We start from the raw sequence: 26,600 nt of genomic DNA, 5'->3' as shown, positions 1-26,600 counted from the left end.
CGTATTCAAACTACGACTGGGTACGCCATATTAAATTGACTATCGCTTGGAAAAGTTGTAAAAACCGTAGCATGGCTACGACTAATTCAAGCAAGCTAAACGCGCTCTACACCCGGCTGGCACCGGGAACGCCGCTGACCTCTGAGGACTTGGCGGCGTTGGGCATCTCTGCCGACCTGGCCGTTCACTACGTCCGGGCAGGGTGGCTCACGCGCCTGGCGCGGGGAGTGTTCTGCCGTCCGAACGACGTCCCGGCGCTCCATCCCAGCCTGCTGCTGTTGCAGCGCCAATTCGAGGGGTTGCACGTCGGCGGCAAGTCGGCGCTGGACTGGTACGGTGTGCGGCAGTACGTGTCGCAGCAGCCGGTGCTGCACCTGTATGGCTGGAAGGCAGCGCGCTTGCCGCAATGGTTCACCGAACGCTTCCCGGCCGAGTACCACCGCAAGCGGCTGTTCGATGAGCAGCCGGACGCCTTGCTGCACGTCGGCCCGTTCGAGAAGCGCAGCGGGGCGCCGCAGGTGTCGGCGCCGGAGCGCGCATTGCTGGAACTGTTGAGCGAGGTTGGCGTGCGCCAGCCCTTGCAGGAAGCCCGCGAACTCGTCGAGAGCGCCTACGGCCTACGCGCCGATGTGCTGCGCGAACTGTTGCAGCACTGCACAAGCGTCAAGACCGTGCGGCTGTGCCTGCAACTCGGCCGCGAGGCGTCACTGCCTTGGGCGGCCAAGCTCGATCCGGCCACGCTTCCGACGGGTAGCGACCGGCCCTGGGTGTCCCGGTCGTCCGACGGCCTGCTGGTGCTCAAGCCATGAACCAGACCTATCTCGATACCGCGCGCCTGCTGACGCAGGTAGCGCCGCTGGTGTTCGCGGATGACACCTTTGCGCTGAAGGGCGGCACGGCGATCAATCTGTTTGTGCGCGACATGCCGCGTCTGTCGGTCGATCTCGATCTGGTCTTTCCCGATCACACGCTGCCGCGTGACGAGGCGTTGGCGCGTATCAACGAGGCCGTTCGGCAGGCCGCCGAGCGGTTAAAGAAGCGGGGATTCCAGACGCACGCACCAGCGGCAGCAGCAGGGGAGACGAAGTTGCTGGTGCGTCGCGGCTCGATTCAGGTCAAGGTCGAAGTCAACTTCGTCATGCGCGGCACGGTGCAACCGGTGCGCCGCGCTTCGCTGACGCCGATTGCCCGCGACACTTTGCTGGCTGATCTGGAGATCCCGGTGGCGTCGCTGGAGGACGTGTACGGCGGCAAGCTGGTGGCGGCACTGGATCGGCAGCACCCACGTGACCTGTTCGACGTGATGCAGCTCTTTGCGCATGAGGGCATCACGCCCGGCATCCGGCGTGCCTTCGTGGTCTACCTGGCCAGCAGCAATCGGCCGATCCATGAAGTGCTATTCACGCCCCTGCGGGACATCCGGCATGACTATGAGCACAACTTCCAAGGCATGACGGCCGAGCCCGTGCCGCTCGATGCGCTGCTTGCTGCCCGCGAGCGCATGGTGCGCGAAATCCAGCAGGGCTTGGACGACGACGAGCGGCGCTTCCTGCTGTCGCTGGCCGCTGGCACGCCGGAGTGGTCGCTGCTGGGCATCGCACACCTCGAACATCTGCCTGGCATCCGCTGGAAGCTGCGCAACCTGGCGCAGTTGCAGAAGACCGATGCGAAGAAGTTTGCCGAGCAGGCCGACTTGCTCGCTACGCGACTGGCTGCGGTATCCTAAGCGCTGATTGATGATGAGCCGATGCCGCGTAAACCCGCGCCAGCAAAGGACCTGTTTTTCTGACGGTAAAAGCGACGGTAACGGCCTATGTCGATCAAAGCAAATCCCTTTAACCACGCGGACTTGCGTGAGCTGTTGATGATCGAGTGGGAGTGATCCCGCTGTTGTCTCGCGGTGAATGAAAGAGGCGCTTCGGCGCCTCTTTCTCTTTGAGTCGGGAGATGAGAGCGCTGCCGTCAGCCCCTCAATCGCACCAAGAATGCTCCCAGCGCCGTGACCGTCGCCAGCACCGTCACCGCCATCCATCCGAACTGTGCATACAGCAAGGCTGCCAACGCCGACCCGACGGCCATGCCGATGAACATGCCGGTGAACAGTACCGCGTTGAGCCGGCTGCGGGCATTGGCGTCGATGCCGTAGATGATGGTTTGGTGCGCGATCAGTGCGGCCTGTATGCCCAGGTCGAATCCGATGGCGCTGGCGACCAGCAGCCCTAGCTGCGCGCCGGGCGCCATGAACGGGGCTACTCCCATGGCGGCGAAGGACGCGACGACCAGGCCTGCACCCAGACGGGTGACCAGCGGGGCGCCGTGGCGGTCGGCGATGCGTCCGGCGATGGGAGCGGCCATGGCTCCTGCCGCGCCGGCCAGTCCGAAGGCGCCGGCGGCAGCCGCGCCCAGGTGGAAGGGCTCGTCATGCAGCATGATGGCCAGGGTGGACCAGAAGGCGCTGAAGCCGATAGACAGCAGGCCTTGGGCCCAAGTGGCGCGGCGCAGTGCGGGATGTTGCCGCCATAGCGCGGCCAGCGATCGCAGCAGCGCGAAGTAAGGCAGTTGCGTGCTGGCCTCGAAGCGCGGGAGCTGACGCTTTGCGGCCAGGCCTACGAGCGCGATGCTGGCGGCGGCGGCCGCGAACATGGCGCGCCAACCCCAATTCTCGGCAACGAAGCCGCTGACTACCCGGGATAGCAGGATGCCCAGCAGCAGGCCTGTCATCACCGTGCCGACGATTTTGCCGCGATGCGCGGCTGGCGCCAATGTTGCGGCTGCCGGAACGATGTCCTGCGCCATCGTTGCGGACACGCCGACGGCCAGGCTGGCGGCCAGCAGCGTCGGCAAAGAGGGCGACAGAGCCGCGAGCAGCAGCGCGGCGAACAGGATGGCGGCCTTGGTGAGGATGATCCTGCGCCGGTCATGCCGGTCACCCAGCGGCGCCAGGAAGAGGATGCCCAGGGCATAGCCCAACTGGGTCAGTGTTGGCAGCAGTCCGACCGACTGGGGAGAGGCGCCGATGTCCGGGGCCAGCACTCCCAGCATGGGCTGGCTGTAGTACAGGGATGCGACCGACAGGCCGGCGCTGCCGGCCAGCATGAAGGTCAAGCGTAGTGGCAGCCCCGATGAGGCGGCTGAATTCTGATCCTTGGCGGCGGCGGTAATTTGCGTGGAAGGCATGTTGGTGTGTTCCAGGGGCTCAGTTGGCGGCCGCCACGGCGGCCTGTTGAAGGGCTTGCAGGAACGCCGCGGGCGGTTGCGCACCGCTGACGAGAGAATCGCCGATGCACAGGGATTTCACGGCGTGGCTCCTTGCGTTGAGAGAAACGCCAGATTAGTCTTTGCGTAAAAATCAATGAATCGGTCTTTATCGCAACGTAGGATTGCGTATTTCGCAAAGATAACCATGGATAAACTGCAAGCCTTGCGCGTCTTTCTGGACGTGGCCGAGTCAGGAGGATTCTCAAAAACCGCGCGGCGCCTGGGGGTCGCCACGTCTTCCGTCACGCGGCTGATCGATAGCCTGGAGGCGTCTCTCGGTACCGCGCTGCTGACCCGGTCGACGCGCCGGGTAACGTTGACCGACGCAGGAGCGACTTACCTGGAGCAGGTGTCCAGGGTTGTGTCGGATCTGGAGGAGGCCGACGGCAGCGTGTCGGACGTTGGCGCGGTCGCGGTCGGACCCTTGCGGGTTTCCTTGCCAGTGACCTTCGCGCGCTTGTGCCTAGGGCCCTATATCTCGGGTTTCCTGCGCGAGAATCCGCGCGTGTCACTGGATCTGGTGCTATCCGATGCGTATGTGGACCTGGTGGCGGAGCGGATCGATGTCGCCGTCCGCATCGGCACACCGGACTTGCAGCCTCAATTGATCGTGCGCAAATTGGCCGAGCACCGGCGCTATGTGGTGGCCAGCCATGAATACCTGGAGCGGCACGGCACGCCCACTGCGCCTGAGGAGTTGACACAGCACGACTGTCTGCGATTCGCCCACCAGGCCGGGCCGCAACGCTGGTCGTTCCTTCGCGGCGATGACGAGGTGCGGCACGTGGAGGTGCAGGGGCGTCTGGCCGCCAACAACTCGGACATGCTGCGCGAAGCTGTGCTGGATGGGCAGGGCATCGCGTTGCTGGCGGAATGGCTGATCCGGGAGGACGTGCGGGCCGGGCGGCTGCGCCGGTTCTTCGAGGACTACGAGGTCAATCCTCAAGAACAGAGTGTGTGCGTCCATGCGGCGTATCTGCCGAATCGCAGGCACTCCAAAAAGGTCCAGGTATTTCTCGACTTTCTCCAGATGCGTCTTGCGAGGAGCACGGCCGGCTGACGTCAAGCCCTGTTGAACCCCGCGGCCCGGACAATTGCGGGCCTTCTTTCCGGGATGTTATGAACGCACACCGCAGATATCGCGCAATTGCGCGATATCCGGCTGCACGCCCAGCCCCGCCGCGTTTCCGAGCTGGGCCTCTCCTTCAACGATCGCACCCAATACCGGACTGAGAGCCGCGCGCAGCGGGTTCTCGTTGGCATCGATTTCAAGCATGCCGCCGGCTCGTCCCCGCGCCGCCAGAATGTGCGCCGACGCAAGCTGGCCGACACCCGCGCCAAGGAAATGCGGGCAATAGCGCAGTCCGGCCTCGTGAATCCTGTCGATCACGGGCAAGCAGCCGGATATGCCGCCCCATTTGGCCAGGTCCGGCTGCACGACCTTGAGCGTCCTGCTGTTGATCATGGCCTCGAAGGCGTCTGAACCGATGAGGTTCTCTCCGGCTGCGAGGGGGATATCCGTTTTTTCTGCCAACTGCGCCCAGTCCGATAGCGGGCGATCGGCGCGCAGCGGCTCTTCCAGCCAGCGCGGCGTGAACTCGCTGAAGCGGCTGCTCATGTGTAGAGCGCCCGCCAGATCCCAGGCCTGATTGGCGTCCAACATGAGCTCGCTGCCCGAGGGCAGCCGGGCGCGCACCGTTCTGACATTGGCGAGGTCCCGCTCCTCGCCAAAGCCCACTTTGAGCTTGAAGGCGCGATAGCCCTCCGCGTGTTTTGCGAGCACCGTATCTTCGGGGCGGTCAGGGTTGATGCCGCTTGCATAGACGCGGATCACGTCCGAGGCGCCGCCCAGGAATTGCCATAGCGGCGCGCCGGCCCGGCGCGACAGCATGTCCCATAAGGCCAGGTCGATGCCGGCGATTACCTGCGCGATGGGGCCAGGTTCGCCCGACTGGATGGCGAGCACCGCGGTGCGCGCGCTCATGTGGGCAAACGCGGCTTGGGCCGAGGCGTAGGACTGGCCGACGACCAGCGGCGCGACCACGGTTTCAAGCAGGCGGGCGCGGTGTTCGGCGCCGCAGCCGGGAAAGTTGCACCAGACCTCTCCCCAGCCGACCGCGCCGTCCGCATCTTCTACCCGCACGAGCAGGGCGGGGCGGTCATGCATGGTGCCGAACGAGGTTTGTACCGGACGCTTGACCGGCCATCGCAGGACGTAGGCCTCGATACGCGCAAGCGTGAATGGTTCGATGGCCCAGGCTTGATTCGTATTAGGGTTTGTCATGGCATGAAGATATTAAGTGCTGGTCTATAGTATGTTTAGCACTTACGGATTGCAACTCAGGTCTAACCCTCTATACACACCATGCGCCTTCCGTCCTTTATCTCGCGCCCGCTGCTCATCGCGGCGCCATGGCTATGCATCCTCTTGCTGTGGCTGGCGGTGCGCGCCAGTGGGCTGGTCAGCCCCGCGCTCGTGCCTTCGCCCGCCGCGGTCGTCGAAAAGTTCATAGAGCTCTCCAAGGACCGGCTGTGGCTGGACATCTGGATGTCGGCCCGCCGCGTTTTCACCGGAGTCGCGCTAGGCATCCTGGTGGCAGTGCCCGTGGGTTTTTGCCTGGGCTGGTATCGCGGGCTGCGGGTCTTCATCGATCCCGTCATCAACTTCTTCCGCGCGCTCCCGCCGATCGCGCTGATTCCGCTGGTGATCGTCTACTTCGGCATCGGCGAATCGGCCAAGACCGTCATCCTGTTCTATGCCTCGTTCTTTGCCGGCGTCATCGTGATGTACGAGGGCATCGCCCAGATCAGCCCGATCTTCGTGCGCGTCGCACGGACGCTGGGCGCCAATGATGTGGAGATCTTCATCAAGGTCATCGTCCCGTTGACCGTGCCGCACATCCTGACCGCCATCCGGGTGGCGCTGGGCGTGGCCTGGGCCACGCTGGTGGCGTCCGAACTCATAGCGGCCCAGCAGGGGCTGGGGGCGCTGATCCAGAATGCCTCCTCGTTCTTCCAGCTGGACGTGATCTACGTCGGGATCATCTGCATCGGCCTCATCGCCATGCTGATGGACCTGGCGCTGAGGGCCGCAAGCCGGCGCCTGGTCGCGTGGCAAGACCGTATCGCCTGAGACCATCCCGGACATTCAAGACCATGACCATGAGCACTCAACTGCGTAGCGTGGATACCGCTACGCCGAAGCCTTCCCAGGAACCGGAAGTCAGGATCAGGTTCGACAACGTTACGGTGGACTTTCCCACGGCCACAGGCCCCATGAGGGTGGTGGATGGCGTGACGCTGGACATCCGGGATGGCGAGTTCGTGTCCATCATCGGCCCCTCGGGTTGCGGCAAGACGACCTTGATGAACATCGTCGGCGGCTTCGTGCAGCCCACCTCCGGCTCCGTGACGCTGGATGGGCAGCCTGTCACGGCGCCCGGACCCGACCGCGGCGTGATCTTCCAGGAATATGGCGTCTTCCCGTGGCTGACGGTGCGCGGCAACATCGAGTTCGGCATGAAGCTCGCGGCCAACAAGACGAACCCGCGGGAGCGCGCCGAGATCTGCCAGCGCTACATGAAGCTGATGGGCCTGAGCGATTTCGCCGATCACTTTCCGAAGCACCTGTCCGGCGGTATGCGGCAGCGGCTGGCAATCGCGCGAGCCTACGCCGTCAAGCCCCAGTTCCTGTTGATGGACGAGCCCTTTGGCGCGCTGGATGCGCAGACCCGGACCGCGATGCAGGACCTGCTGCTCGAAGTGCTGCAGACCGAGGGCAAGACGGTGATGCTGATCACCCACTCGGTGGAAGAGGCCATCTACCTGTCGTCGAAGATCGTCGTGGTCACCGCGAGGCCTTCCAAGGTACGCAAGGTGATAGAGGTGCCTTTCGGCTACCCCCGATCGGAGCGGGTCCACGAGGACCCTCGCTTCGTCGAGCTGAGCCGCGAGATCCGGGAGCTGGTCATGTTCGAGTACGAAGCCCAGGCCCGCCAATCCGTCCGGCCGACCGATTGAGCCTGCGTCAGCAGCCCCACCACAAGGAGACACCATGAAGCTCGACCGCAGAACCCTACTCAAGGCCGGCATGGCCGCTTCCATCGCAGCGATCGCGGCGCCCGCCATAGGCCAGGCGCGCAAGAAACTGCGCGTAGGCTACCTGCATACGCCCGCCGTCGACGGCCACTTGTGGCTGGGCTTGCAGATGGGCAGCTATGCCAAGCATGGTTTGGAACTGGAGCCCATCGTCTTCACCACGGGGTTGGAAATCTTCCAGGCCATGATAGGCGGCAGCCTTGATGTGCTGGCCACCGGCGCGGTTGTATCGAATTTCCCCGCCCGCGGCCAGGGCAAGGTCTTTCTCGTGAACGACATCGAATACGGCACCGCCCAACTCTGGGTCCGCGACGAGTCGATCAAGACCGTGGCCGACCTGAAGGGCAAGCAGATCTCCACGACCACGGGCACGACCGCCCATGTGTTCCTGGACCGGGCCTTGCGCGCGGCCAAGCTGGACCCGGGCAAGGACGTGCAGATCGTCAACCAGCGCATGGCCGACGCCGTGACCTCGTTCGTGTCCGGGGCGGTCAGCGCGGTCGCGCTGTGGGTTCCGTTCGACACGATCGTCCGGTCCAAGGTGTCCAATGCGCGCATGCTGATCGACGCTTCCGCGTTCTATCCGGAGGCGGCGATCATGGGCGGATGGGCGGCCAGGAACGATTTCTACGAAGCCCAGAAGCCGGCCATCCGCAGCCTCATCGCCGCCTGGGGCGAGGCCAACGACGCCATCGTGAAAACTCCGGATGCCGCGGTGGAGACGCTGCAGAAGACACAGTACAAAGACGTGCCGCTGGCCGAGTTCAAGGCGCAGTTCAAGCAGGCCAAGTATTTCTCCACGGCCGAATGGCGCACCAAGTACGAAGACGGTTCAGTGACCCGCTGGCTGCAGCAGGTGACCGACTTCTTCGCGCAGGCCGGGAACATTCCGAATCCGGTTCCGGCTTCGCGCTACTTCGATCCTTCTGCCTATCTGGAGGCGATCAAGGCATGAGCATTCCGGCTGGGACGGGCTTTGACTACATCGTCATTGGCGGCGGCTCCGCCGGATGCGTGCTGGCCAATCGGCTCAGCCGCGATCCTGCGGTGCGCGTGCTGCTGCTGGAGGCAGGCGCGGCCGCGCATAATTTCTGGCTCAAGCTGCCGGTGGGCTACTTCAAGACCATCTACGATCCGCGGTTCTCCCGGCTGTTCCCGGTCGAAGCCCAGGCCGAGACCGGCGATCGCACCATCCTGTGGCCGCGCGGCAAGGCGCTGGGCGGGTCTAGCGTGATCAACGGCTTGTTGTATATCCGCGGGCAACATGAGGACTACGACGACTGGGCCGATCTCGGCGCGACCGGCTGGGCCTATCGGGACGTGCTGCCGTATTTCAAGAAATCCGAGCGCTACGACGGGGGCGAGTCCGAGTACCACGGGGGTTCCGGCGAACTCCGCGTCTCCAATCTGCGCAATGAACATCCCTACACGTCTGCGTGGGTGGAAGCGGCAGTCGAGGCCGGCTGCCGGCGAAATGACGATTTCAACGGCGCCGAATCGGAAGGGGTGGGACCTTACCAGTTGACCCTCGGCAGCCGTTGGCGCTGCGACGCCGCGACCGCCTTCCTGTATCCGGTCCGGTCGCGTCCGAACCTGGTGATCGAAACCGGCGCCCATGTCACGCGCATCCTGATCGAAGGCGGCCGGGCGCTGGGCGTGGAGTGGGTGCAAGAGGGCCAATTGAAGCGTGCGATGGCGGATGCCGAGGTGGTGCTTGCGGCGGGCGCGCTGCAATCGCCCCAGGTGCTGCAGCTTTCGGGCGTGGGCGATGCGGCGCTGCTTGCCAGGCACGGCATCGCGGTTGCGGCGCACGCGCCGGAAGTCGGCCGCAACCTGCAGGACCATTACCAGGCGCGCGTGATCGTCAAGCTGAAGCGGCGCATGTCGCTCAACGACGCGGTGCGCAATCCGCTCAGCCTTGCGGGCATGGGAGCGCAGTGGCTGTTCCAGGGCAGGGGACCGCTCACGGTGGGCGCGGGCCAGGTGGGGGGGCTTGCGGCGACCGAGCACGCGGTCGGCGGCCGGGCGGACATTCTCTTCAATGTCATGCCGCTGTCGGTCGACAAGCCCGGCGACCCGTTGCACCGGTTTTCCGGTTTCTCCGCGTCGGCGACGCAATGCCGGCCCGATTCGCGCGGCACCGTGGAGATCGTGGGCACGGATCCATTGGCATCGCCGCGCATCGTCTCGAACTATCTGACCGAGCCGCGCGATGCGAAGGTCCTGGTCGCGGGCTTGCGCATGTTGCGCGACATCTATGCCCAGCCGTCGTTCCGCGATCTGGTGACCGGCGTGGAGTACCTGCCGGGCAACGATGTCACGACCGCCGCCGCATTGGAGCAATTCGCGCGCAACAAGGGAGGCACGGTGTTCCATCCCGCCGGTACTTGCCGCATGGGCGGGGATGACGGGGCTGTGGTCGATGCGCGCTTGCGCGTGCGCGGGATCGAGCGCTTGCGCGTCGTCGATGCTTCGGTCATGCCCCGCATGGTGTCGACAAACACAAACGCCGCCGCGATCCTGATCGGCGAGAAGGGCGCAGCGCTGATCCTGGAAGACGCGCGCGGCGCGGCCCGGCCGCAGGCGCGTGATATAGTCGCGGACACTTTGACGCCATGATTCTCGACACTGCCCAAGCCCCTCTCTACGTTCAACTTTCGGATCTGTTCCGGCAGCGGATCCTGAAGGGTGTGTGGAAGAACGGCGAGAAATTGCCCTCGCTGGACGCGCTGGCCGAGGAGTTCCACGTGGCCAAGGTCACGGTGCGCCAGGCGATCGAAAGGCTCACCCGCGACGGACTGCTTTCACCGCAGCGGGGGCGCGGCACTTTCGTGACGGGCGCGCCCCAGGACAACCGCTGGTTCCGTGTCGAGACCACGCTCGAGAACCTGTCCAGCGTCTATCGGGATACGCACCCGACCATCCTCAATATCGATGAGTCCACGCGCACGCCATTGCTGAACGATTCGGACGGCGTCGCGGCGGAAAAGTATGTCTTCATGCGGCGCATTCACGCCCGCAATGGGCAGCCGTACTGCGTCATCAACATCTACCTGGACGCCGCCATCTTTGCCAAGCACCCTGCGCGCTTTCGCAAGGAAACCGTCATCCCCATTCTGATGGGGATGTCCTCGGTGGATATCGTCTCTGCCCGCCAGGTGCTGACCATTTCGACCGCCGATGTCGAGGTGGCGCGGCATTTGGGCATCAATGTGAATGCGCCGGTGGCGGAAGTCCGGCGCGTGTTCACCGGACCGGACCGCCGCGTCATCTACCTGGGCGAAGTGACGTATCGCGGCGATTTCGTGCGCATGGAAATCGACCTGAAGCCGTGATGCCTGAAAGGCTGCCCGCCGCATCCGCGCTGGCAAGCAGGCCGTTCATGTGTTCCAGGGTTATCGGCTGCCGGCCAGTCCTTCAATAGCGGCGCGGGCGTGGGCAATGAATGCCGCGGTTTCGGCAGCGTGCCGTTGCGCCAGATCGTCTTCCTCTTGTCCCAGATAGATCGCGCGCGCCTTGCTCAGGACGGGGCGGTAGGGCGCTTCCAACCTCTCCAGCAGCCACGCAGCCGCCTGGTCCTTGGAGGCGATGCCCCCGGAGACGGCCGTGTACCAGATGCGCGCCAGCGCGAGGATGATGTGCTTTTCGTCGCCCGCCCAGTCCTCGGGCGTGTTCCACTGCGCGACGGTGTCCAGCAGTGCCCGCCTCAGGTCTGCGCGGGGGATGGCCTGGAACAACTGAGTGGCCTCCGGGCCGACGATAGGGGTGCTGTGGCCACGGACCTTGGTGAGCAGGATGGCCAGATCGTGGTCCATCATGGGCGGTTCCACGACGCCCGCCATCAGATCGGTTCGCAGCCATTCGCCGAACTGGAGTTCGCGCCTGGCTGGGTGGCGCCAAGGCACGACGTGTTCCAGCGCCAGCACGGTGACTTCGAGCGCGCGCAAGTCGGGCGATGAACCGGGCGGGGCGGAGATCGCCAATAGCGCCGTGGCCAGCGCGCGCAGCACGGTTTCGTCCGGCGGCTGGGTCACGGTGACGAGCAGGTCGATATCGCTATGGGGTTGCAGCCCGCCGTCCACGGCGGAACCGAACAGGTGGATGGCGACGAGGCCTGCGCCCAGATGCCGTTCGATGAGGCTGCTGGCCGCTGCGACCTGGGAGGCGATTGAGGGAGGAACGAGATGAGCCATGCGTCGATAGTAGCGAAGTTCGCGCGCGGCCGGCAGGCGGGCGGCGCGCATGCCATGGCGGCAACGCCGGCACTGGTACTATGCCGGCGCAAGGTCCCAGTCCGATGATCCCCACAAGCCCACGACAGGCACCGAGATGATACGTTTATTGCTCCGAGCCGGCGCCCTGGCCGCAGGCGTCCTGATGGCAATGGCCAGCCAGGCGCAATCGCCTGCGCCAGCGCCCAATATTGGAGGCTGGCGCCAGGTGTCGGACAGCCAGTTCAATCGGCAATTCCATTTTTCGATGCTGCCCGGCGTGGCGGCCATCGGCAGCAACTGGGCGGTGTACGACTCCCGCGCAGGGAAGGTGGTGTGCTGCCTGGTCGTGGAAGGGCCCGAGGTGTCGGAAGAGCAACTGGGCAGCGTCTATGACATTCCGGGCCCCTGGATCACCGACCTGACCAATGGCTGGAACCTGGACGCGGCGCCTTACCGGCCGCGGGTGCAGTTGCTGCGGGTTGATGGGGAGTTGCGCGACTACGAGTTCGCCGATGCGGGAGACGGTGTGGGCGGGCTGCTGGTGCCTGACCATGCCGGCGCCGTCGCCGCCCGCACGCTGGAGATCGACGGGCAGCGCTATGCCGTGGAGCGCAAGGATTCGGCGCTCGCTGATGGCGATGGCGGCGTGTACACGTATAGCCTGCGTCCGGCCAAGGGCGGCGCGCCGCTGAAGATCGAGGTTCCCATCGGAACCTATTGAGTCCGGGAGGCGGCGATCAACGCATGAAGCAGACCCTGCAAATAGAAGATGCTCCGCTCACCGAGGACGACATTCTGCTGCTGCGCAGATGCTCGCGCGGCAGACGGTTGATGGCCGTGTTCGGCGTCTTCGTGGTGCTGCTGCTGGCGCTTTCCGTGTTGACCTTTGTCGTGCTCGGTCTGTCCGAGTGGCGCGCGCTGGATGTCGGCGGAGGCGCGGTACTGCTGGCGGGCATTGCGGTGATGGGAGCGCTGGCGGTGTTTTTCGGGCGCAAGCTGCTGCGCATTCCGCGAGGCTGGCGCAGCCTCGACCGGGCGCTGAAGGGACGGCTGGCCAAGCAGATCGTTTCAGGCCGGCTGACGTCGTTTGGTCCGGGTTTCTCGACGCCGGGCGTGTGCTACGGATTCGGCGAGCAGCGCGTGGAGGCCGCCTTGCCGTTCTGGAACGAGATCGCCAGCGACACTCGCAGCGGACACGGACCCGCGACGGCCGTGGGCCTGACGGATCTGCCCGTGCGCCTGCACCTGCTGACCCTGCAGCCAGACTCGCCTCCCGTGCTGTTGCGGGCGGAGTACCCCATGAGCGCGGAGTCCCTGGTCGCTGTCGAGGAAATCAGCGATGCCGACCGTGCGGCCGTGCGCAGGGAAGAGTTGGACGCGCGCAAGTTCATGCTGATCTTTGCCCTTGTGCCGCTGGTGGGAGGGCTGTTTTTGCCGCCGCTGCTGTTCGTCGCGGCGATCTTTGCGATTCTGGGGATGCTGTTCGGCATGCGCAGCCGCAAGCTGCAGCGGGGGCTCTACAAGCACGGCGTGCGGGGCGTGGTCGAAGAGGCCGTGGTCTACCGGCTGCGCAGCCCCAACTCCTCGATTGTCTCGCTGGTCCACAATTACCGCATCGGCGGCGTGATGTATCGGGTCGAATACCTGGGCGACGTGGTCGAACCCGGCAGGCGCGTCGAGTTCGAGTTCCTGGATGCGGGCCTGAGCGGGCAGACTGCGCTGTTCTTCCGGGTGGATGGCGAACCTGCGTAGACGTCAATGAATGGACGGGATGGCGACAAGCGGATCCTGCCGAGCAAAAGGAGAGTAGTGTGTCCGTACCCACAGACGTGTCCGGCGAGCCGGCGGGCTCGGTGAGCGAAGCAGGGCAGTATCAGGTGAGTCTGACCGCGCCGGACAGCCATGTCTTCGCAAGGGAAGCAGGCCGCGGCAACCTGATCATCGGTCCGGCCTGCATGGGCAAGAAGGCCGATCTGCACGTGGCTGGCGAAGACGCCATCAACTGGGCGGTGTTCGATCCATTCTCCACGCCTGCCGGCTCGGCATGGCCGCGCCACATCGATTATTACGGCAACGACAGCGGCTTCTTCGGCTGGTCGCAAGGCCGCGAGATCGAGCAGTTCAGCTGGGCGCCGGCATTTTCGGACAGGCGCGCCATCGACGCCGGCGCGGCAAGAATCCAGACGCTGCATATCCGGCTGGACGCGGTGTCAGGGCATCTAGCCGCCAGACTGCCCCAGGTCCGCAACCTGGGGCTGTTTGGCGACCCGACGCGCATTACCGTGGCGGGGCCGCTGCCCGACATGCTGTCGCTGCAGCCTGCGCTGGGACGCCGGGCCGTCGGAGCTCCCTATGCCTTGCCCGACCTCGGCCCGCTGCAGAACGTGACTGCGCTGACGTTGCACGGCGCGCCGCTGGGACAAGCCATATCACTGCAAGGGATCGAGCGCTTTCCGCAGTTGGAGAGCCTGTCGCTTTGGGGCAGCTTCAGCGACTGGGGGGCGCTGGCCCGGTTGTCGCGCCTGACGAGTCTGGAGATCCGCTACACGCCCGATCTGGCCGGGTTGCCGGAACTGGCCAGTTGGCCTCTGCTGGACAGGTTCATCGCCTTCAACGTCGACGAAGCGGCGGGCAAGCGATTGAAGGCACAGATGACGGCGAGGGCGAAGGTCCGCGCTTGGGGCGGCTACAGCTCCGTCTCCAAGCTGCGCAAGCAGGAGTGGTGGCAGAGCGAATACGGCCGGCCATTCTCGGGCTGGAGCAGCCGCATGGCGAAGTCGGCGAACACCGCTTATGACAAGGCGCAGGCGGCGCTGGAAAGCGCCAGCAATCCCGCCGAGGTCCAAGTCGCAATCTCTGCCTTCGCCAGTCACTTCAATGGCATGAAGGGCATCGAGACCATGGAGCGCGAAGACATCGGCGAGGCGGTGTGGCAGTTCAGCCAGCTTGCCCTGGTCGAACGGTTGGGCGTAAGCGAAGAGCAGGCGCAGCGCTGGTTCGACGAGGCGAGGGATTACTGAGAGGCGTTGCTTCCCGCCCGGCGTTGCGGCCCGCGCATTCCCGCGCGCGCTATTCTGGCAGTCGGACTCACTTTCGGAGCAGCTCATGGAACCAAGAATCACGGTCATCACGCTGGGCGTCGATGATCTGGAAAAATCGGTGGCTTTCTATCGCGATGGGCTGGGGCTGTCGACTGAGGGCATCATCGGCAAGGAGTTCGAACACGGCGCGGTCGCGTTCTTCGACTTGCAGAATGGCGTGAAACTGGCCGTGTGGCCGCGCGCGAGCATGGCTGCCGACACGGGCATTGCGTTGCGGCCGGGCGGCTCTCTTGAATTCACCTTGGGACACAACGTGCGTTCCAAAAGTGAGGTGGACGCGGTGATGCAGCAGGCTAATGGCGCGGGCGCCACCGTGGTCAAAGCGGCAGGCGATACCTTCTATGGCGGCTACGCGGGCTACTTCATGGATCCGGACGGGCATTTGTGGGAAGTGGTCTACAACCCTCAGATGCTGCCTTAGGAATAGGCGCGTAGCGCTCTGTTACGGTGACAAAGGGCCGCTTCCTTTAAGCTCCGCGAGTCTCAATTCTGATGGAGCTGGCGCATGTTCAAGCCCTTGATTTCCGTGGCGTCGGTGGTTGCATTGTTGGGAATGGGCGGCATGGCCCGGGCCCAGGACCTGGTCCTGCCTTCCATTCCCGAAGCCACGGATGCGATCGTCGACATGCTGGCGGACACGGGCATGCCGCGGCCGTCCAAGGTCAAGCTTGGAACCTGCATCCCTGCGGTGGACGCCACCTATCCGGGCCAGGTCGCCTGCACGGTCGCGGTGACCCTGGGGGCTGCGGTCAGCGAGAACCAGATGGATTTCTACAAGCAGGACGGCAAGTGGAAAGCGCAGCCCAGCGTTTCCCAGGATAAGCTGCCGTTTCCTGATCCCAAGCTGGATTGAGAACGACCTCCGGCGTGGCGACGGGCACAGGCACTTCAACCAGGAGAAAGTCATGCCGTTCGTCAGTATCCGCATTACCCGCGATGGCGTTACCGCCGAGCAGAAAGCGCAGGTCATCCGCGAAGTCACCGAGACGCTCGAACGCGTGCTGCACAAGCCGCCGGAGTGGACGCACGTCGTGATCGAGGAAATCGACACGGACAACTGGGGCTTCGGCGGGGTGACGACGACCGAGATGCGGGCGGGCAGGGTGCCGACGCCGGGCGCCAAGCCGCAAAGTGGCGGCTAGGGACAACTACCCGCCGTGCCAGGCCTGGGCCATGCCCCAGGCCTGTGAGCCGCAAGGGCTTTGGCGCTATTGGGGCTGACGCTCCAGCGCCATGGCCGGCTTTTGCAGCTTGCGATAGGCCATAACCAAGGTCAGGGAAAACAAGGAAACCAGCAGCGCCGCCGCGGGCAGTTGCGGCAGCGCGTCCCGCGGGAAGACATAGGCCAACAGCGGAAACGCGTACACGGCGGGCATGCGCATCTCGAACAGGCGCAGCAGCAGCCACATCAGCGCCAGGTCCAGCAGGACCACCGTCATCCAGTCCTCGACCGCCAGATAGAGCGCCACGCCGACAGCGGCCGACAGGGTCAGCACCGCAGTCTGCTTGAACAGCATGCGCCACGAGTACATCTTCATGTGCAGGGACTCGTACACCACCACGGCCACTGGCGGCAGTACGGCCAGGTGCGTATTGCCGGCGAGCGCGGCGAGGCCGATTCCGGCCAGGATGATCGCGGCATAGGCGGCCATCAGCCTGGGCTGGACGGAAACGGTGCGATCCGTGCTGGCGCGCAGCCGTCCCAGCATCACGCCCAGCATCAGTAGCAGGGTGCTGACCACAATGGCGGCAATGAATGACGGCTCGGTGGCGTTGGTCACCACCGGCAAAAAGCCCGTGGCCAGCGCAGGCGCCAAGCTGTAGCGCAGCAGCAGGAAGAACAGCAGCATCGCTGCCAGGACGAGCGCCAGTTTGGCGGTATAGGGTATGGCCAGCAGGTTGATGCCGAAGCCCATCAAGGCCGTTGCCGTGGGGCAAAGAAAGATCTTCTCGGGATGGCGCATCCAACTGGGCTCGCGGTAGACCCACAAGGCGATTGCCATGGCGGCGATCTCGGGCAGCACGATCTCGCGATCGTTCCAGACGGCGGCGGCCGCGACCATTGCAGCGATGAACGCGAAGGCGCAGAAATACGACAGGCGTGCCTGGCGAGGCGTGAGCGTTGTTTGCTGCATGGCGGAACCCTTTTCGAAAATGCGCCTGGCCCGCTGCGCTGCATGAGGCAGTCGGGGCAATACGATGGCGTCAGTTTCAAGCTTGACACGATGGGAAGGTCAAGCAGCGGGGTTCAGCAGGCGCATTTCGCGGGCCCGTGCCGGGCCCGGCACGCTTACCCCTGCTGGCTCATGATGCTCAAGGCCACCGCCTCGGCGATCTTGATGCCGTCCACGCCCGCCGAGAGGATGCCGCCGGCATAGCCCGCGCCTTCGCCAGCCGGGAACAGGCCTTGGGTATTGAGGCTTTGCAGAGTCTCGTTGTCGCGCTTGATGCGGATGGGCGACGAGGTGCGGGTTTCGACGCCGGTGAGCACGGCGTCGTGCATGCCGAAACCCTTGATGGTCTTGTCGAAGACGGGCAGCGCTTCGCGGATGGCGCTGATCGCGAATTCGGGCAGCGCGGCGGCCAGGTCGGTCAGGTGCACGCCCGGCGTATATGAGGGCTGCACGGAGCCGAATTCGGTCGAGGCCCGGCCGGCGATGAAATCGCCGACCAGTTGGCCTGGTGCGCTGTAATTGCGGCCGCCCAGCTCGAACGCCTGGGATTCCCATTTGCGCTGGAAATCCACGCCCGCCAGCACATGTTCGGGGTAATCGACCTCGGGCGAAATCCCGACCACGATGCCCGCGTTGGCGTTGCGCTCGTTGCGGGAGTACTGGCTCATGCCGTTGGTGACGACACGGTCGGGTTCGGACGTGGCAGCCACCACGGTGCCACCCGGGCACATGCAGAAGCTGTAGACCGAGCGTCCGTTGCTGGCATGATGCACCAGCTTGTAATCCGCCGCACCCAGGATGGGGTGGCCGGCGTTGGGGCCGAAGCGGGCGCGGTCGATCAGCGACTGCGGATGTTCGATCCGGAAGCCGATCGAGAAGGGCTTGGCTTCCATGAACACGCCCTGGTCGTGCAGCATCTGGAAGGTGTCGCGCGCGCTGTGGCCGATGGCCAGCACGACGTGGTCGGCCTCGATGTGCTCGCCGCCGGCCAGGGTCACGCCGGTGACGCGGCCGTTTTCCCGATGCAGCGTTTCGACCCTGCTGGAGAAGCGGACTTCGCCGCCCAGCTTGGTGATGGTGTCGCGCATGACTTCCACCATGCCGACCAGGCGGAACGTGCCGATGTGCGGCTTGCTCACGTACAGGATTTCTTCGGGCGCGCCGGCCAGGACGAATTCCTTGAGCACTTTTTCGCCGTAGTGCTTGGGGTCCTTGATCTGGCTGTACAGCTTGCCGTCGGAGAAGGTGCCGGCGCCGCCTTCGCCGAATTGCACGTTCGAATCGGGGTTCAGGATGCGCTTGCGCCACAGGCCCCAGGTGTCCTTGGTCCGTTCGCGCACGGCCTTGCCGCGTTCCAGGATGATGGGCTTGAAGCCCATCTGCGCCAGGACCAGCCCGGCGAACAGCCCACAGGGGCCGGTGCCGATGACGATGGGGCGCTTGCTCAGGCTGGCGGGCGCCTGGGCGACGAACTTGTATTCGGTGTCGGGAGTGGGCTTGACGTTGCGGTCGTCGTGATAGCGCTTGAGCAGCGCCGCTTCGTTTTCGACGTCGACGTCCAGCGTGTAGATCAGCAGGATGTTGTGCTTCTTGCGCGCGTCATAGCTGCGGGAGGCAACGGTGTAGCCGCGCAGATCGCTGGCCGCTACACCCAGTTTCTTGAGAATCGCGGCAGGCAATTCTTCGGGCGTGTGATTCAACGGCAGCTTGATTTCAGACAGTCGCAACATCTTTGGTCCAGATAAATGGGCGAGCACAACGTCGCCAAACGCGAATTGTACTGGACCGCAGGCCGGGGCCGCGGCGTATCCGGCGCCGATCAGGGGCCGGGAGGGCTGGTGCGCGCATCGCGCCGCACCGCCTGCGGCGGCATGCCGAAGCCGCGCAGAAAAGCCTCGCGCAAGTGGCGGCGGTCGCGAAAACCGGTTTCCCTGGCCACCACTTCCAGCGGATGCCGGCTGCTTTCTATCATCAGCCGGGCGGCTTCCAGCCGCAGCCCCTCGATGGCCTTGGCGGGCGACTGGCCGGTCTCGGCCGTGAAGACACGGCTGAACTGGCGCGGGCTCAGGCTGGCGGCCTGGGCCAGATCCTCCACGCTCAAGGGACGGGCGAGGTTGCGCCGGGCATGTTCCAGCGCCTGCTGAATGCGGTCGGACTTGGGCGCGAGCCTGAGCATTTCCGAATGCTGCGACTGTCCGCCCGAGCGGCGCTGATGCATCACCAGCCGGTGCGCCACCGCGCGCGCGAGTTCCACGCCCAGGTCCTTCTCCACCAGCGCCAAGGCCAGGTCCATTTCCGCCGTCATGCCGGCGGAGGTCCAGACCGCCCCGTCGGCGATGTAGATGCGGTCGGCCTCGACCTGCGCGCGGGGGTGGCGCTGCTGCAAGGCGTCGGCCCAGTACCAGTGCGTGGTGGCGCGCCGGTCGTCCAGCAAGCCCGCTTCGGCCAGCAGGAACGCGCCGGTGCACAGGCCGGCGACGCGGCGCGAGCGTGGCGCGAGTTTCTCCAGCAGCCGGGGGAGTTCGGGCGAGACGCGCCTGGACAGGGGCGAAAGCACGCCGGCCACCAGCCAGGTGTCGGCCTGGCTGCGGGCGGTGAGCGGACGGGCCTGCACCGTCAGGCCCGCCGAGGCGCGCACCGCGCCGTCCAGGGCGTAGCTTTCCACGGCGTAGAAGGGCTCGCGCGCCACCGCGTTGGCGAGTTCGAATACGGCCTGCGTGCCCAGGCCGATGATTTGGAAGCCTTCGGGAAGTATGTAACCGATGCGGTGCATGGGGGCGTCCTGGCGGGTTCTGGCCCCGCATATGTCCAGCGTTGATGTCCTTATTTACGACTATATACGTCATTTACGCCATGCGCTGCAAGCCGCAACATGGCTCCCATCGCAACCCCTCTTTGTGAGTCCCAACATGGCACAAACCCAACCCGGCACCGCCCTCGTCACGGGCGCATCCAGCGGCATCGGCGCGCTGTACGCGGAAAAATTGGCGCAGCAGGGCTACGACCTGATCCTGGTCGCCCGCAACCGCGAGCGTCTGAACACGCTGGCCAGCGACATCAGCACCCGCAGCGGCCGCGCGGTGGAGGTATTGGCGGCGGACCTGGGCGACCGCGCGTCGCTGGCCCGCGTCGAAGACCAGCTGCGCCAGGACGCCAGCATTGCCTTGCTGGTGAACAACGCCGGCATCGGCACGCATACGCCGCTGCTGCAAAGCGACGTGGAGCAGATGACGCGCATGGTCGATCTGAACGTCACCGCGCCGATGCGGCTGACCTATGCGGCGGTTCCGGGCTTCGTCGCGCGAGGCCGGGGCGCCATCATCAATATCGCTTCCGTCGTGGCGCTTGCGCCCGAAGTCCTGAACGGCGTCTATGGCGGCAGCAAGGCGTTCGTGCTGGCGTTCAGCCAGTCGCTGCAACACGAGCTGGCCGGGACCGGCGTGCAGGTGCAGGCGGTGCTGCCCGGCGCCACGGCCACGGACTTCTGGGCCATCGGCGGGCGGCCGGTGGAAACATTGGACCAGCGCATCGTGATGCGCGCCGAAGACCTGGTCGATGCCGCCTTGCTGGGCTTCGCGCGCGGCGAGAAGGTCTCCATCCCCTCGCTGCACGCTGGCGAGGAATGGGACGCCTACGAAGCCGCGCGCCTGGCCATGGCGGGGCACCTGTCCAGCAGTACCGTTGCGCAGCGCTACGCGGCCGCGGTCTGAGCCTGCTCCTGGGAAGCTGAAACCATGAAAGCAGTCATAGCCGCTTATGCGCGCTCGCCTTTCCACTTTGCCCGCAAGGGCCGGTTGGCCGGCTTGCGGCCCGATACCTTGGCCGCGCAGGTGGTACAGGGCCTGCTGCGGCGCACGGACCTGGATCCGGCGTTGCTGGAGGACGTGATACTGGGCTGCGCCTATCCGGAAGCCGCGCAAGGCAACAATTTGGCGCGCATCGTCGGCCTGCTGGCCGGCCTGCCCCTGGAGGTGGGCGGCATGACCGTGAACCGCTTCTGCGGTTCGTCGATGCAGGCGGTGCACATCGCGGCGGCGCAGATCGAGGCGGGCATGGGCGAGGCCTTTCTTTGCGTGGGGGTGGAGTCGATGACGATGGTGCCGCAGGGCGGCTTCAACTTTTCGCCCAACCCCGAGCTGCAGGCGTCCAGCGACGCCTACCTCTCCATGGGCGAGACGGCGGAGAACGTGGCGCAGCGTTGGAACGTCAGCCGAGCCGACCAGGAACTGCTGGCGCTGCAATCCCACCGCAAGGCCGCCGCGGCGCGCGAGCAGGGCTTGCTGGCGGCCGAGATCGTGCCCATCCGCTTGCCGGACGGCGAGGTGGTCGATGCCGACGGCTGCATCCGTCCGGGTACCACGCTGGACGCATTGGCGGGACTCAAGCCCGCGTTCCGCGCCGATGGCGTGGTCACGGCGGGCACCTCGTCGCCGCTGACCGACGGCGCGGCGGCGGTGCTGGTTGCCAGCGATGCCTTCGCGGCGCGCCACGGCCTGGAGGCGCTGGCGCGCATCCGCAGTTTCGCGACCGTGGGCGTGGACCCGGCCGTCATGGGCATAGGTCCGATACCTGCCACGCGCAAGGCGCTGGCGCGCGCGGGGCTTGCGGCGGCCGATCTGGACGTGGTGGAGATAAATGAGGCGTTCTCGTCGCAGGCCCTGGCCTGCGTCCGTGAGCTGGGCCTGGACATGGCCCGCGTCAACATCGACGGAGGCGGCCTGGCCATCGGTCATCCTTTGGGCGCCACGGGCGCGCGCATCACCGGCAAGGCTGCGGCGTTGCTGGCGCGCAGCCAAGGGCGCTATGCGCTGGCCACGCAATGCATAGGCGGCGGCCAGGGCATCGCCACGGTGCTGGAACGGCCCTGAACCCGATCGACAGCCGGACCTCATCGAACCATGCGCACGCATGCCTTCATTTCCCTTGGCCGCGATGCGGCCTTTGCCTTAACGGGGGCCTTGGCCTGAGCGCGGGGCAGTTGGGCTTGTTCTTCGCGTGCATGGCGCTCGGATGCGCCGCGCTGATGGCGGGCAAGCGCCGGCGGTAGTACCTTCCTGATTCTCGACAACCTGTACAGAGGACACATTCAATGCTGCGCTCCCCCGAAACCATAGAAAGTCTCTTCGAACGCCAGCGCGGCACGCTGCCGGACACCTTCGGCGTGCGGCCGCTGTCCATCGAGGAAGGACGCATGTCCATGGAAATGACGGTGGCGCCGTGGATGATGGCGCCCAATGGTTATCTGCACGCAGCCTCGCAGGTGATGCTGGCCGATACCTGCGCCGGCTACGCCACCCTGGCGCATCTGCCCGCAGGGGCCAAGAGCTTCACCACGCTGGAGCTGAAATCGAACTTCCTGGGCACCGCGCGGGAAGGCGTGCTGACCGTCGAGGCGGTGGCGGAACACATGGGCCGCACCACCCAGATCTGGTCGGCGACCGTGGTCGACGCAAGCGGCCGCAAGCTGTCGCTGTTCCGTTGTTCGCAGATCATCCTCTGGTGAGCGCGCGGCCCGAAGATGGGCCGCAATGGTAGAACCCGCAAGCCATTCCAGTCCTTTCGTCCGTTTCTCAGACGGATTCAGCCTTGGTTCCCGCGAGTGCCCTCGATAAGCTGCAACGTCGGCTTTCAGGGCCGGCGGCCACGGAGGACGCTGTCCATCCACGACATCCGGCGCTGTTGGCATCCCTGAAGCTGCGGTCTGGTTGTCTATTGACAACCTGTTTGAATGTCTTCATACTGGATACCAATGATGGCTCGTCCGTCCCATCCCAAGAAAGAGGTAGAGGCAGCGCTGCGCCTTGCCGAAGAATGCGGCTGGCGCGTGGAAGTTGGCGGCAGCCATGCCTGGGGGCGGATCTATTGCCCCAGCAATCTGGCGGACTGCCGTTGTGGCGAATTCTGCATCACCAGCATCTGGAGCACCCCGAAAAACCCCGGCAATCATGCGCGCGCCTTGCGGCGCGTCGTAAACAACTGTAGTGCGCACCGCCGGTTGCCCGAAGCAGACGGCGGCGCATGGGAGTAGTGCGATGGAATACACCTTTACCTTGAAGTACCAGCTTGCGGACGTCGATCACGACATCGATGCGCTGGTCGAACGCCTGGGTGCGGCCGGTTGCGACGATGCCCTGGTCGGCACCGGGCTGCCGGGGCGCATTGCGCTGGCGTTCACCCGCGAATCTGAAAGCGCGGAAGCCGCAGTGCGCTCGGCCCTTGGAGACGTCAGGCGCGCGGTTCCAACCGCGAAGCTGATCGAGGCCGCGCCCGACCTGGTGGGCTTGACCGATGTGGCCGAGATCGTCGGGGTTTCCCGCCAGAACATGCGCAAGCTGATGCTGGCGTATCCGGACAGCTTTCCGCTGCCGGTCCACGAGGGCAGCACCTCGATCTGGCACCTGGCGGACGTGCTGGCGTGGTTGCAGGCCAAGGGCGGCTATCCGCAGGTCGAGCAGGTCATGGACGTGGCCCGCGTGGCCTTGCAGGTCAACGCCGCAAAGGAAGGGCAGCGCGTTTCGCGTGCTGCCTCCAAGGAACTGGAAACGCTGGTGTGATGAGCGTTGCGCCTACGTTGGCGCGCCTGCCCGCGCTAGCCTCCTGATTTCGTCCAGGAAGCGCATGGCCGGCCCCGGCAGTATGCCTACACGCCGATGGTAGGCTGAAAATCTGCGCTCATGGTCCAGTCCGTCCACCCGCAGTTCATGGATCAGGCCGGCCTTGAGTTCGGCGCCGTACATGGGTCGTGTCAGCCAACTGACGAAGCCGGAGTACGCGACCAGGCTCTTGATCAGCGGAATCGACGTGCTGGAAACCGCGATGGCCGGCGCGGGCAGGCCCCGGGCCTTGAACAGCGACATGAGCCGGTTGTGCGGCTCTGTGCGTTGCGGCACGAAGCACCAGCGCTCTTCCAGCAAGGCCTCCATGCTCACCGCCGCGTCGCCCTGTCGCGGGTGGCCGGCGCCGACGACGACGTTCATGCTTTCTTGCCATGCGCAGTTGCGGGCAGACACGATGCTGGCGGTCTCGGGCGCTTCCGGGGCGATTACCAGGTCGACCTGATAGCTGTCCAGCGCCGTGGCCAATTCGTCCCAGATTCCCTCGACCACATCGATGGCGATGCCAGGCCACTTAGCCAGGAACGCCTCCAGCGCCTTGGGGATGAAGAGGGCGGACGCGCCCGCGGTGACGCCCAGGCGCAGCGCGCCTGTCGCCAGGCCGCGCATGCGGTTCATTTCATCGCGGGCGATCTTTTCTTCGCGGCATAGCAGTTGCGCGTGCGGCGCCAGGGCCTTGCCGTATGCCGTCAGGCGCATGCCGCCGGAATGCCGCTCGAACAGCGGTTCGCCGACAGCCGCTTCAAGACGCTTGACGATGCGGCTGAGAGCGGGCTGCGTCAGGTTCATTTTGTCCGCTGCCTTGCCGAGTGAGCCTTCGTCCAGCACCGCAAGGAACGCGCGCAATTCATTGAGGTTGTATGCCATACCGAAATGTAATGACTTATGCGCTAAATAACAATTTTCAGGAATGAGGAGCGGCCTCACACTCTCTCCATCCAATACGGCCTGTCCCGCGGTCGGCAACTGAGCAGGGACATGCGCGGCATACACACATGGAGAGTAGCGACATGCAGAAACGTTTGTTCCTGAAAGCGCTGTTTGCACTGGCGGCCGGCTCGGGCGCGGCGGCCTGTTGGGCCCAGGCCAGCGACAAGCCCATTGAATGGGTCCATCCCTATCCCGTGGGCGGGGGCTCCGACGCCATTGCGCGCAAGCTGGCCGAAAGCGTGGGCGCGCAGATGGGGCGCAGCTTCTTCGTCAGCAACAAGCCGGGCGGGGCCACCAACATCGCCGCGGCCTATGTGGCCAATGCCCGCGCCAATGGCAACATCGTCTTCACGGGCGACTTCGCCACCCTGGCGGCCAATCCGCATCTGTTCGCCAGCCTGCCTTACGACAGCGCCCGGGACTTCGTCTCGGTCGGCCTGTATGCCCGCTATCCGATACTGCTGGTGGTCTCCAGCAAGGTGCCGGCCAGCAACCTGGACGAGTTCCTGCAATGGGCGCGCGCCAATCCGGACAGCGCCAATTTCGCCAGTTCCGGCGTGGGCTCTCCCCAGCACCTGGCCGCCGAACTGTTCCGCGAGCGCACCGGCCTGAAAATGACGCACGTCGCCTACCGCGGCGGCGCGCCGGCGGTAACGGACTTGATGGCAGGCGCGGTGTCCTTCGCCTTGATGGACGCTTCCACCGTGGTGCCTCAGATGAAGACGGGCAGGCTTAAGGTGCTGGGCGTGGCCAGCCCGCAGCGGATGAAGAATTTCCCGGACATTCCCACGCTGCATGAACAGGGCTTGAAGGATTTTGAGGCGTTCGCGTGGCAGGGCATGCTGGTTCCCGCCGGCACCCCCCGCGCCACCGTGGACGCGTTGAACCAGGGGCTGGCGGCGGCGCTGAAGACGCAGGCGGTCATCGATTTCTACGCCAACATCGCGGTCGAACCCTGGTTCAGTTCGCCGGACCAGATGGCAAGCTTCGTGGCGGGCGAGAACAGCCGCTGGGGCAAGATCATCCGCGAACGCGGCATCACCCTGCAGTAGGTGCGGCGTGCTGTTGACGATGGAGGATTACCGAAACCGGGCCAGCAAGGTGCTGCCCCGTTTCGTGTTCGAGTTCGTGGACGGGGGCGCGGAGCACGAAACCTGCCTGCGGGCCAACCGGGAAGACTTCGAGCGGATCCGGCTGATGCCGCGGGTGCTCAGGGATACCCGAGAAGTCGACGCTTCGGTTGAGGTGTACGGATCGGTCTGGCGGCAACCGTTTGCGCTGGCGCCCACCGGCCTGAATGGCGTGATCCGCCCCGGCGGCGACGGCATGCTGGCGCGGGCGGCGGCGGAAATGGGCGTGCCGTTTGTCCAGTCCACCGCCTCGAACCAGCGGGTCGAGGACGTGCGCGCCATCGCTGGCGGCGGCGAACAATGGCTGCAGCTATATGTAATGCAGGACCGCCGGCTGGCCGAACAGCTCGTGCGCCGGGCGCGCGCGGCGGACTATCGTGCGCTGGTCCTGACGGCTGACGTGCCGGTGGGCGGCAGGCGCTGGCGCGATGTGCGCAACGGCTTTTCCATGCCGTTCCGGATCACGCCTCGGATCGCCTGGGATGTGGCGCGGCGGCCCGGGTGGGCGCTGCGCATGCTGCGCGGTGGCCCGCCTCGCTTCGTGAACCTGGCTGCACACGCCGACGAATCCCTGTCCATGGAAGTGCAGGCATCCCTGCTTGCGCGCAGCATGGACCGTTCATTGACCTGGGACAGCCTGCGCTGGCTGCGCAGCCTGTGGGATGGCCCCTTGCTGTTGAAAGGCGTGCTGCATCGCGAGGATGCCGTCCTGGCGGCGCGGCATGGCGTGGACGGCCTCATCGTGTCCAACCACGGCGGCCGCCAACTGGATGCCGCGCCCTCGTCGATCAGCGTGCTGCCCGGGGTCGTCGACGCGGTCGCCGACCGCATCCCGGTATTCCTGGACAGCGGCGTGCGCAGCGGCGCGGACATCGTGCGTGCCCAGTCTCTGGGGGCGCGCGCCGTATTCATCGGGCGGCCCGCGCTGTATGGCCTGGCTTGCGGCGGCGCGCAGGGTGTGGCCGATGTGATGCGTTTGCTGGCGGAAGACTACGAGCGCACCATGATCCTGTCGGGACGGACTGGCGCTTGTGACGCGCGGCGGGAGCAGGCATAGCCTTACCTTTGCGCCCGCGCCGCC

General features: G+C 65.5%; 28 protein-coding genes. 21 read left to right on the top strand and 7 right to left on the bottom strand.

Annotated features, from left to right (window positions below; genetic code table 11):
- Positions 1 to 71: 71 nt before the first annotated feature.
- Together ACM1PE_RS14145 and ACM1PE_RS14140 are read left to right on the top strand one after the other, a co-directional pair.
- Complete coding sequence (locus ACM1PE_RS14145) at positions 72 to 809, top strand: type IV toxin-antitoxin system AbiEi family antitoxin (protein WP_054666126.1); 738 nt, start codon at positions 72 to 74, stop codon at positions 807 to 809.
- Entirely contained in the window at positions 806 to 1,726 is a 921-nt protein-coding gene (locus ACM1PE_RS14140; RefSeq protein ID WP_054666124.1) for a nucleotidyl transferase AbiEii/AbiGii toxin family protein, read from the top strand. Before ACM1PE_RS14145 ends, ACM1PE_RS14140 begins: the two co-directional genes overlap by 4 nt.
- Before the next feature lie 236 nt (positions 1,727 to 1,962).
- Here ACM1PE_RS14140 and ACM1PE_RS14135 read toward each other — a convergent pair whose 3' ends face one another.
- Positions 1,963 to 3,177 carry an MFS transporter gene (locus ACM1PE_RS14135; protein ID WP_059373211.1) on the bottom strand — a complete coding sequence of 405 codons (1,215 nt, stop codon included), beginning with the start codon at positions 3,175 to 3,177 and terminating at the stop codon, positions 1,963 to 1,965.
- A 226-nt stretch (positions 3,178 to 3,403) separates the two neighbouring features.
- Here ACM1PE_RS14135 and ACM1PE_RS14130 point away from each other — a divergent pair, with 226 nt between their 5' ends.
- Positions 3,404 to 4,318 (top strand): LysR family transcriptional regulator, encoded by a 915-nt coding sequence (locus ACM1PE_RS14130; protein WP_419343647.1) that lies wholly within the window; start codon positions 3,404 to 3,406, stop codon positions 4,316 to 4,318.
- Positions 4,319 to 4,375: 57 nt separating this feature from the next.
- Here ACM1PE_RS14130 and ACM1PE_RS14125 read toward each other — a convergent pair whose 3' ends face one another.
- Positions 4,376 to 5,542 (bottom strand): mandelate racemase/muconate lactonizing enzyme family protein, encoded by a 1,167-nt coding sequence (locus ACM1PE_RS14125; protein WP_059373206.1) that lies wholly within the window; start codon positions 5,540 to 5,542, stop codon positions 4,376 to 4,378.
- 81 nt (positions 5,543 to 5,623) lie between these two features.
- Here ACM1PE_RS14125 and ACM1PE_RS14120 point away from each other — a divergent pair, with 81 nt between their 5' ends.
- The 5 genes from ACM1PE_RS14120 to ACM1PE_RS14100 are packed head-to-tail and all read left to right on the top strand — an operon-like array spanning position 5,624 to position 10,691.
- Complete coding sequence (locus ACM1PE_RS14120; protein ID WP_059373204.1) at positions 5,624 to 6,391, top strand: ABC transporter permease; 768 nt, start codon at positions 5,624 to 5,626, stop codon at positions 6,389 to 6,391.
- 29 nt (positions 6,392 to 6,420) lie between these two features.
- Positions 6,421 to 7,278, top strand: a complete 858-nt coding sequence (locus ACM1PE_RS14115; RefSeq protein ID WP_059373647.1) for an ABC transporter ATP-binding protein — start codon at positions 6,421 to 6,423, stop codon at positions 7,276 to 7,278.
- Between the two features lie 34 nt (positions 7,279 to 7,312).
- Positions 7,313 to 8,311, top strand: coding sequence for an ABC transporter substrate-binding protein (locus ACM1PE_RS14110; RefSeq protein WP_054456339.1), 999 nt, complete (start codon positions 7,313 to 7,315; stop codon positions 8,309 to 8,311).
- Positions 8,308 to 9,975, top strand: coding sequence for a GMC family oxidoreductase (locus tag ACM1PE_RS14105; protein ID WP_306637195.1), 1,668 nt, complete (start codon positions 8,308 to 8,310; stop codon positions 9,973 to 9,975). The genes ACM1PE_RS14110 and ACM1PE_RS14105 overlap by 4 nt, the downstream gene beginning before the upstream one ends.
- Positions 9,972 to 10,691, top strand: a complete 720-nt coding sequence (locus ACM1PE_RS14100; protein ID WP_059373200.1) for a GntR family transcriptional regulator — start codon at positions 9,972 to 9,974, stop codon at positions 10,689 to 10,691. Before ACM1PE_RS14105 ends, ACM1PE_RS14100 begins: the two co-directional genes overlap by 4 nt.
- Positions 10,692 to 10,751: 60 nt before the next feature.
- Here the strand turns inward: ACM1PE_RS14100 and ACM1PE_RS14095 are convergent, their stop codons facing one another.
- On the bottom strand, positions 10,752 to 11,549 hold the full coding sequence (locus ACM1PE_RS14095; RefSeq protein ID WP_419343644.1) for an aminoglycoside adenylyltransferase family protein: 798 nt from the start codon (positions 11,547 to 11,549) through the stop codon (positions 10,752 to 10,754).
- Between the two features lie 184 nt (positions 11,550 to 11,733).
- On the opposite strand from ACM1PE_RS14095, the gene ACM1PE_RS14090 reads away from it, so the two are divergent.
- From ACM1PE_RS14090 to ACM1PE_RS14065, 6 genes are all read left to right on the top strand, one after another.
- Positions 11,734 to 12,291, top strand: a complete 558-nt coding sequence (locus tag ACM1PE_RS14090) for a hypothetical protein (RefSeq protein ID WP_223283252.1) — start codon at positions 11,734 to 11,736, stop codon at positions 12,289 to 12,291.
- Positions 12,292 to 12,314: 23 nt separating this feature from the next.
- Positions 12,315 to 13,322: a hypothetical protein gene (locus ACM1PE_RS14085; RefSeq protein ID WP_419343642.1), complete on the top strand. Its 1,008-nt coding sequence runs from the start codon at positions 12,315 to 12,317 to the stop codon at positions 13,320 to 13,322.
- A 59-nt stretch (positions 13,323 to 13,381) separates the two neighbouring features.
- Complete coding sequence (locus tag ACM1PE_RS14080) at positions 13,382 to 14,590, top strand: hypothetical protein (protein WP_419343641.1); 1,209 nt, start codon at positions 13,382 to 13,384, stop codon at positions 14,588 to 14,590.
- An 85-nt stretch (positions 14,591 to 14,675) separates the two neighbouring features.
- Positions 14,676 to 15,092, top strand: coding sequence for a VOC family protein (locus ACM1PE_RS14075; protein ID WP_118932173.1), 417 nt, complete (start codon positions 14,676 to 14,678; stop codon positions 15,090 to 15,092).
- A gap of 84 nt (positions 15,093 to 15,176) precedes the next feature.
- Entirely contained in the window at positions 15,177 to 15,524 is a 348-nt protein-coding gene (locus tag ACM1PE_RS14070) for a hypothetical protein (protein ID WP_419343639.1), read from the top strand.
- A 52-nt stretch (positions 15,525 to 15,576) separates the two neighbouring features.
- On the top strand, positions 15,577 to 15,813 hold the full coding sequence (locus ACM1PE_RS14065) for a tautomerase family protein (RefSeq protein ID WP_047351050.1): 237 nt from the start codon (positions 15,577 to 15,579) through the stop codon (positions 15,811 to 15,813).
- 66 nt (positions 15,814 to 15,879) lie between these two features.
- On the opposite strand, the gene ACM1PE_RS14060 is transcribed toward ACM1PE_RS14065, so the two are convergent.
- From ACM1PE_RS14060 to ACM1PE_RS14050, 3 genes are all read right to left on the bottom strand, one after another.
- The gene (locus ACM1PE_RS14060; protein WP_419343638.1) at positions 15,880 to 16,806 is read right to left on the bottom strand and encodes a hypothetical protein; all 927 of its coding nucleotides are present in this window, start codon (positions 16,804 to 16,806) and stop codon (positions 15,880 to 15,882) included.
- 155 nt (positions 16,807 to 16,961) lie between these two features.
- Positions 16,962 to 18,575 carry an NAD(P)/FAD-dependent oxidoreductase gene (locus ACM1PE_RS14055; protein WP_419343636.1) on the bottom strand — a complete coding sequence of 538 codons (1,614 nt, stop codon included), beginning with the start codon at positions 18,573 to 18,575 and terminating at the stop codon, positions 16,962 to 16,964.
- An 89-nt stretch (positions 18,576 to 18,664) separates the two neighbouring features.
- Positions 18,665 to 19,618: a GlxA family transcriptional regulator gene (locus ACM1PE_RS14050; protein ID WP_419343634.1), complete on the bottom strand. Its 954-nt coding sequence runs from the start codon at positions 19,616 to 19,618 to the stop codon at positions 18,665 to 18,667.
- 136 nt (positions 19,619 to 19,754) lie between these two features.
- On the opposite strand from ACM1PE_RS14050, the gene ACM1PE_RS14045 reads away from it, so the two are divergent.
- The 5 genes from ACM1PE_RS14045 (at position 19,755) to ACM1PE_RS14025 (ending at position 23,399) form a co-directional block, all read left to right on the top strand.
- On the top strand, positions 19,755 to 20,555 hold the full coding sequence (locus ACM1PE_RS14045; protein WP_059373181.1) for an SDR family NAD(P)-dependent oxidoreductase: 801 nt from the start codon (positions 19,755 to 19,757) through the stop codon (positions 20,553 to 20,555).
- A 24-nt stretch (positions 20,556 to 20,579) separates the two neighbouring features.
- Entirely contained in the window at positions 20,580 to 21,713 is a 1,134-nt protein-coding gene (locus ACM1PE_RS14040; RefSeq protein WP_419343632.1) for a thiolase family protein, read from the top strand.
- A gap of 221 nt (positions 21,714 to 21,934) precedes the next feature.
- Positions 21,935 to 22,348: a PaaI family thioesterase gene (locus ACM1PE_RS14035; RefSeq protein WP_419343631.1), complete on the top strand. Its 414-nt coding sequence runs from the start codon at positions 21,935 to 21,937 to the stop codon at positions 22,346 to 22,348.
- Between the two features lie 249 nt (positions 22,349 to 22,597).
- On the top strand, positions 22,598 to 22,873 hold the full coding sequence (locus ACM1PE_RS14030; protein ID WP_251879733.1) for a hypothetical protein: 276 nt from the start codon (positions 22,598 to 22,600) through the stop codon (positions 22,871 to 22,873).
- A gap of 4 nt (positions 22,874 to 22,877) precedes the next feature.
- Positions 22,878 to 23,399: a helix-turn-helix transcriptional regulator gene (locus ACM1PE_RS14025; RefSeq protein WP_059373175.1), complete on the top strand. Its 522-nt coding sequence runs from the start codon at positions 22,878 to 22,880 to the stop codon at positions 23,397 to 23,399.
- A 12-nt stretch (positions 23,400 to 23,411) separates the two neighbouring features.
- Here ACM1PE_RS14025 and ACM1PE_RS14020 read toward each other — a convergent pair whose 3' ends face one another.
- Positions 23,412 to 24,326 (bottom strand): LysR family transcriptional regulator, encoded by a 915-nt coding sequence (locus ACM1PE_RS14020; RefSeq protein WP_251879735.1) that lies wholly within the window; start codon positions 24,324 to 24,326, stop codon positions 23,412 to 23,414.
- A gap of 143 nt (positions 24,327 to 24,469) precedes the next feature.
- Between ACM1PE_RS14020 and ACM1PE_RS14015 the strand changes: the two genes are divergently transcribed.
- Both ACM1PE_RS14015 and ACM1PE_RS14010 read left to right on the top strand, forming a co-directional pair.
- Positions 24,470 to 25,441: a Bug family tripartite tricarboxylate transporter substrate binding protein gene (locus tag ACM1PE_RS14015; protein WP_251879736.1), complete on the top strand. Its 972-nt coding sequence runs from the start codon at positions 24,470 to 24,472 to the stop codon at positions 25,439 to 25,441.
- 7 nt (positions 25,442 to 25,448) lie between these two features.
- Positions 25,449 to 26,576: an alpha-hydroxy acid oxidase gene (locus ACM1PE_RS14010; RefSeq protein ID WP_419343629.1), complete on the top strand. Its 1,128-nt coding sequence runs from the start codon at positions 25,449 to 25,451 to the stop codon at positions 26,574 to 26,576.
- The last annotated feature ends 24 nt before the right edge of the window (positions 26,577 to 26,600 follow it).

Origin of the sequence: Achromobacter sp. PD1, from assembly GCF_048541815.1 — a bacterium.
Lineage (GTDB): Bacteria > Pseudomonadota > Gammaproteobacteria > Burkholderiales > Burkholderiaceae_B > Achromobacter > Achromobacter bronchisepticus_A.
This window is presented reverse-complemented; position numbering and strand designations above follow the sequence as displayed.

Coding starts and splice junctions, on each gene's coding strand:
- ACM1PE_RS14145 (WP_054666126.1), top strand. CDS start 72: ATGGCTACGACTAATTCAAGCAAGCTAAACGCGCTCTACACCCGGCTG.
- ACM1PE_RS14140 (WP_054666124.1), top strand. CDS start 806: ATGAACCAGACCTATCTCGATACCGCGCGCCTGCTGACGCAGGTAGCG.
- ACM1PE_RS14135 (WP_059373211.1), bottom strand. CDS start 3,177: ATGCCTTCCACGCAAATTACCGCCGCCGCCAAGGATCAGAATTCAGCC.
- ACM1PE_RS14130 (WP_419343647.1), top strand. CDS start 3,404: ATGGATAAACTGCAAGCCTTGCGCGTCTTTCTGGACGTGGCCGAGTCA.
- ACM1PE_RS14125 (WP_059373206.1), bottom strand. CDS start 5,542: ATGACAAACCCTAATACGAATCAAGCCTGGGCCATCGAACCATTCACG.
- ACM1PE_RS14120 (WP_059373204.1), top strand. CDS start 5,624: ATGCGCCTTCCGTCCTTTATCTCGCGCCCGCTGCTCATCGCGGCGCCA.
- ACM1PE_RS14115 (WP_059373647.1), top strand. CDS start 6,421: ATGAGCACTCAACTGCGTAGCGTGGATACCGCTACGCCGAAGCCTTCC.
- ACM1PE_RS14110 (WP_054456339.1), top strand. CDS start 7,313: ATGAAGCTCGACCGCAGAACCCTACTCAAGGCCGGCATGGCCGCTTCC.
- ACM1PE_RS14105 (WP_306637195.1), top strand. CDS start 8,308: ATGAGCATTCCGGCTGGGACGGGCTTTGACTACATCGTCATTGGCGGC.
- ACM1PE_RS14100 (WP_059373200.1), top strand. CDS start 9,972: ATGATTCTCGACACTGCCCAAGCCCCTCTCTACGTTCAACTTTCGGAT.
- ACM1PE_RS14095 (WP_419343644.1), bottom strand. CDS start 11,549: ATGGCTCATCTCGTTCCTCCCTCAATCGCCTCCCAGGTCGCAGCGGCC.
- ACM1PE_RS14090 (WP_223283252.1), top strand. CDS start 11,734: ATGGCAATGGCCAGCCAGGCGCAATCGCCTGCGCCAGCGCCCAATATT.
- ACM1PE_RS14085 (WP_419343642.1), top strand. CDS start 12,315: ATGAAGCAGACCCTGCAAATAGAAGATGCTCCGCTCACCGAGGACGAC.
- ACM1PE_RS14075 (WP_118932173.1), top strand. CDS start 14,676: ATGGAACCAAGAATCACGGTCATCACGCTGGGCGTCGATGATCTGGAA.
- ACM1PE_RS14070 (WP_419343639.1), top strand. CDS start 15,177: ATGTTCAAGCCCTTGATTTCCGTGGCGTCGGTGGTTGCATTGTTGGGA.
- ACM1PE_RS14065 (WP_047351050.1), top strand. CDS start 15,577: ATGCCGTTCGTCAGTATCCGCATTACCCGCGATGGCGTTACCGCCGAG.
- ACM1PE_RS14060 (WP_419343638.1), bottom strand. CDS start 16,806: ATGCAGCAAACAACGCTCACGCCTCGCCAGGCACGCCTGTCGTATTTC.
- ACM1PE_RS14055 (WP_419343636.1), bottom strand. CDS start 18,575: ATGTTGCGACTGTCTGAAATCAAGCTGCCGTTGAATCACACGCCCGAA.
- ACM1PE_RS14050 (WP_419343634.1), bottom strand. CDS start 19,618: ATGCACCGCATCGGTTACATACTTCCCGAAGGCTTCCAAATCATCGGC.
- ACM1PE_RS14045 (WP_059373181.1), top strand. CDS start 19,755: ATGGCACAAACCCAACCCGGCACCGCCCTCGTCACGGGCGCATCCAGC.
- ACM1PE_RS14040 (WP_419343632.1), top strand. CDS start 20,580: ATGAAAGCAGTCATAGCCGCTTATGCGCGCTCGCCTTTCCACTTTGCC.
- ACM1PE_RS14035 (WP_419343631.1), top strand. CDS start 21,935: ATGCTGCGCTCCCCCGAAACCATAGAAAGTCTCTTCGAACGCCAGCGC.
- ACM1PE_RS14030 (WP_251879733.1), top strand. CDS start 22,598: ATGGCTCGTCCGTCCCATCCCAAGAAAGAGGTAGAGGCAGCGCTGCGC.
- ACM1PE_RS14025 (WP_059373175.1), top strand. CDS start 22,878: ATGGAATACACCTTTACCTTGAAGTACCAGCTTGCGGACGTCGATCAC.
- ACM1PE_RS14020 (WP_251879735.1), bottom strand. CDS start 24,326: ATGGCATACAACCTCAATGAATTGCGCGCGTTCCTTGCGGTGCTGGAC.
- ACM1PE_RS14015 (WP_251879736.1), top strand. CDS start 24,470: ATGCAGAAACGTTTGTTCCTGAAAGCGCTGTTTGCACTGGCGGCCGGC.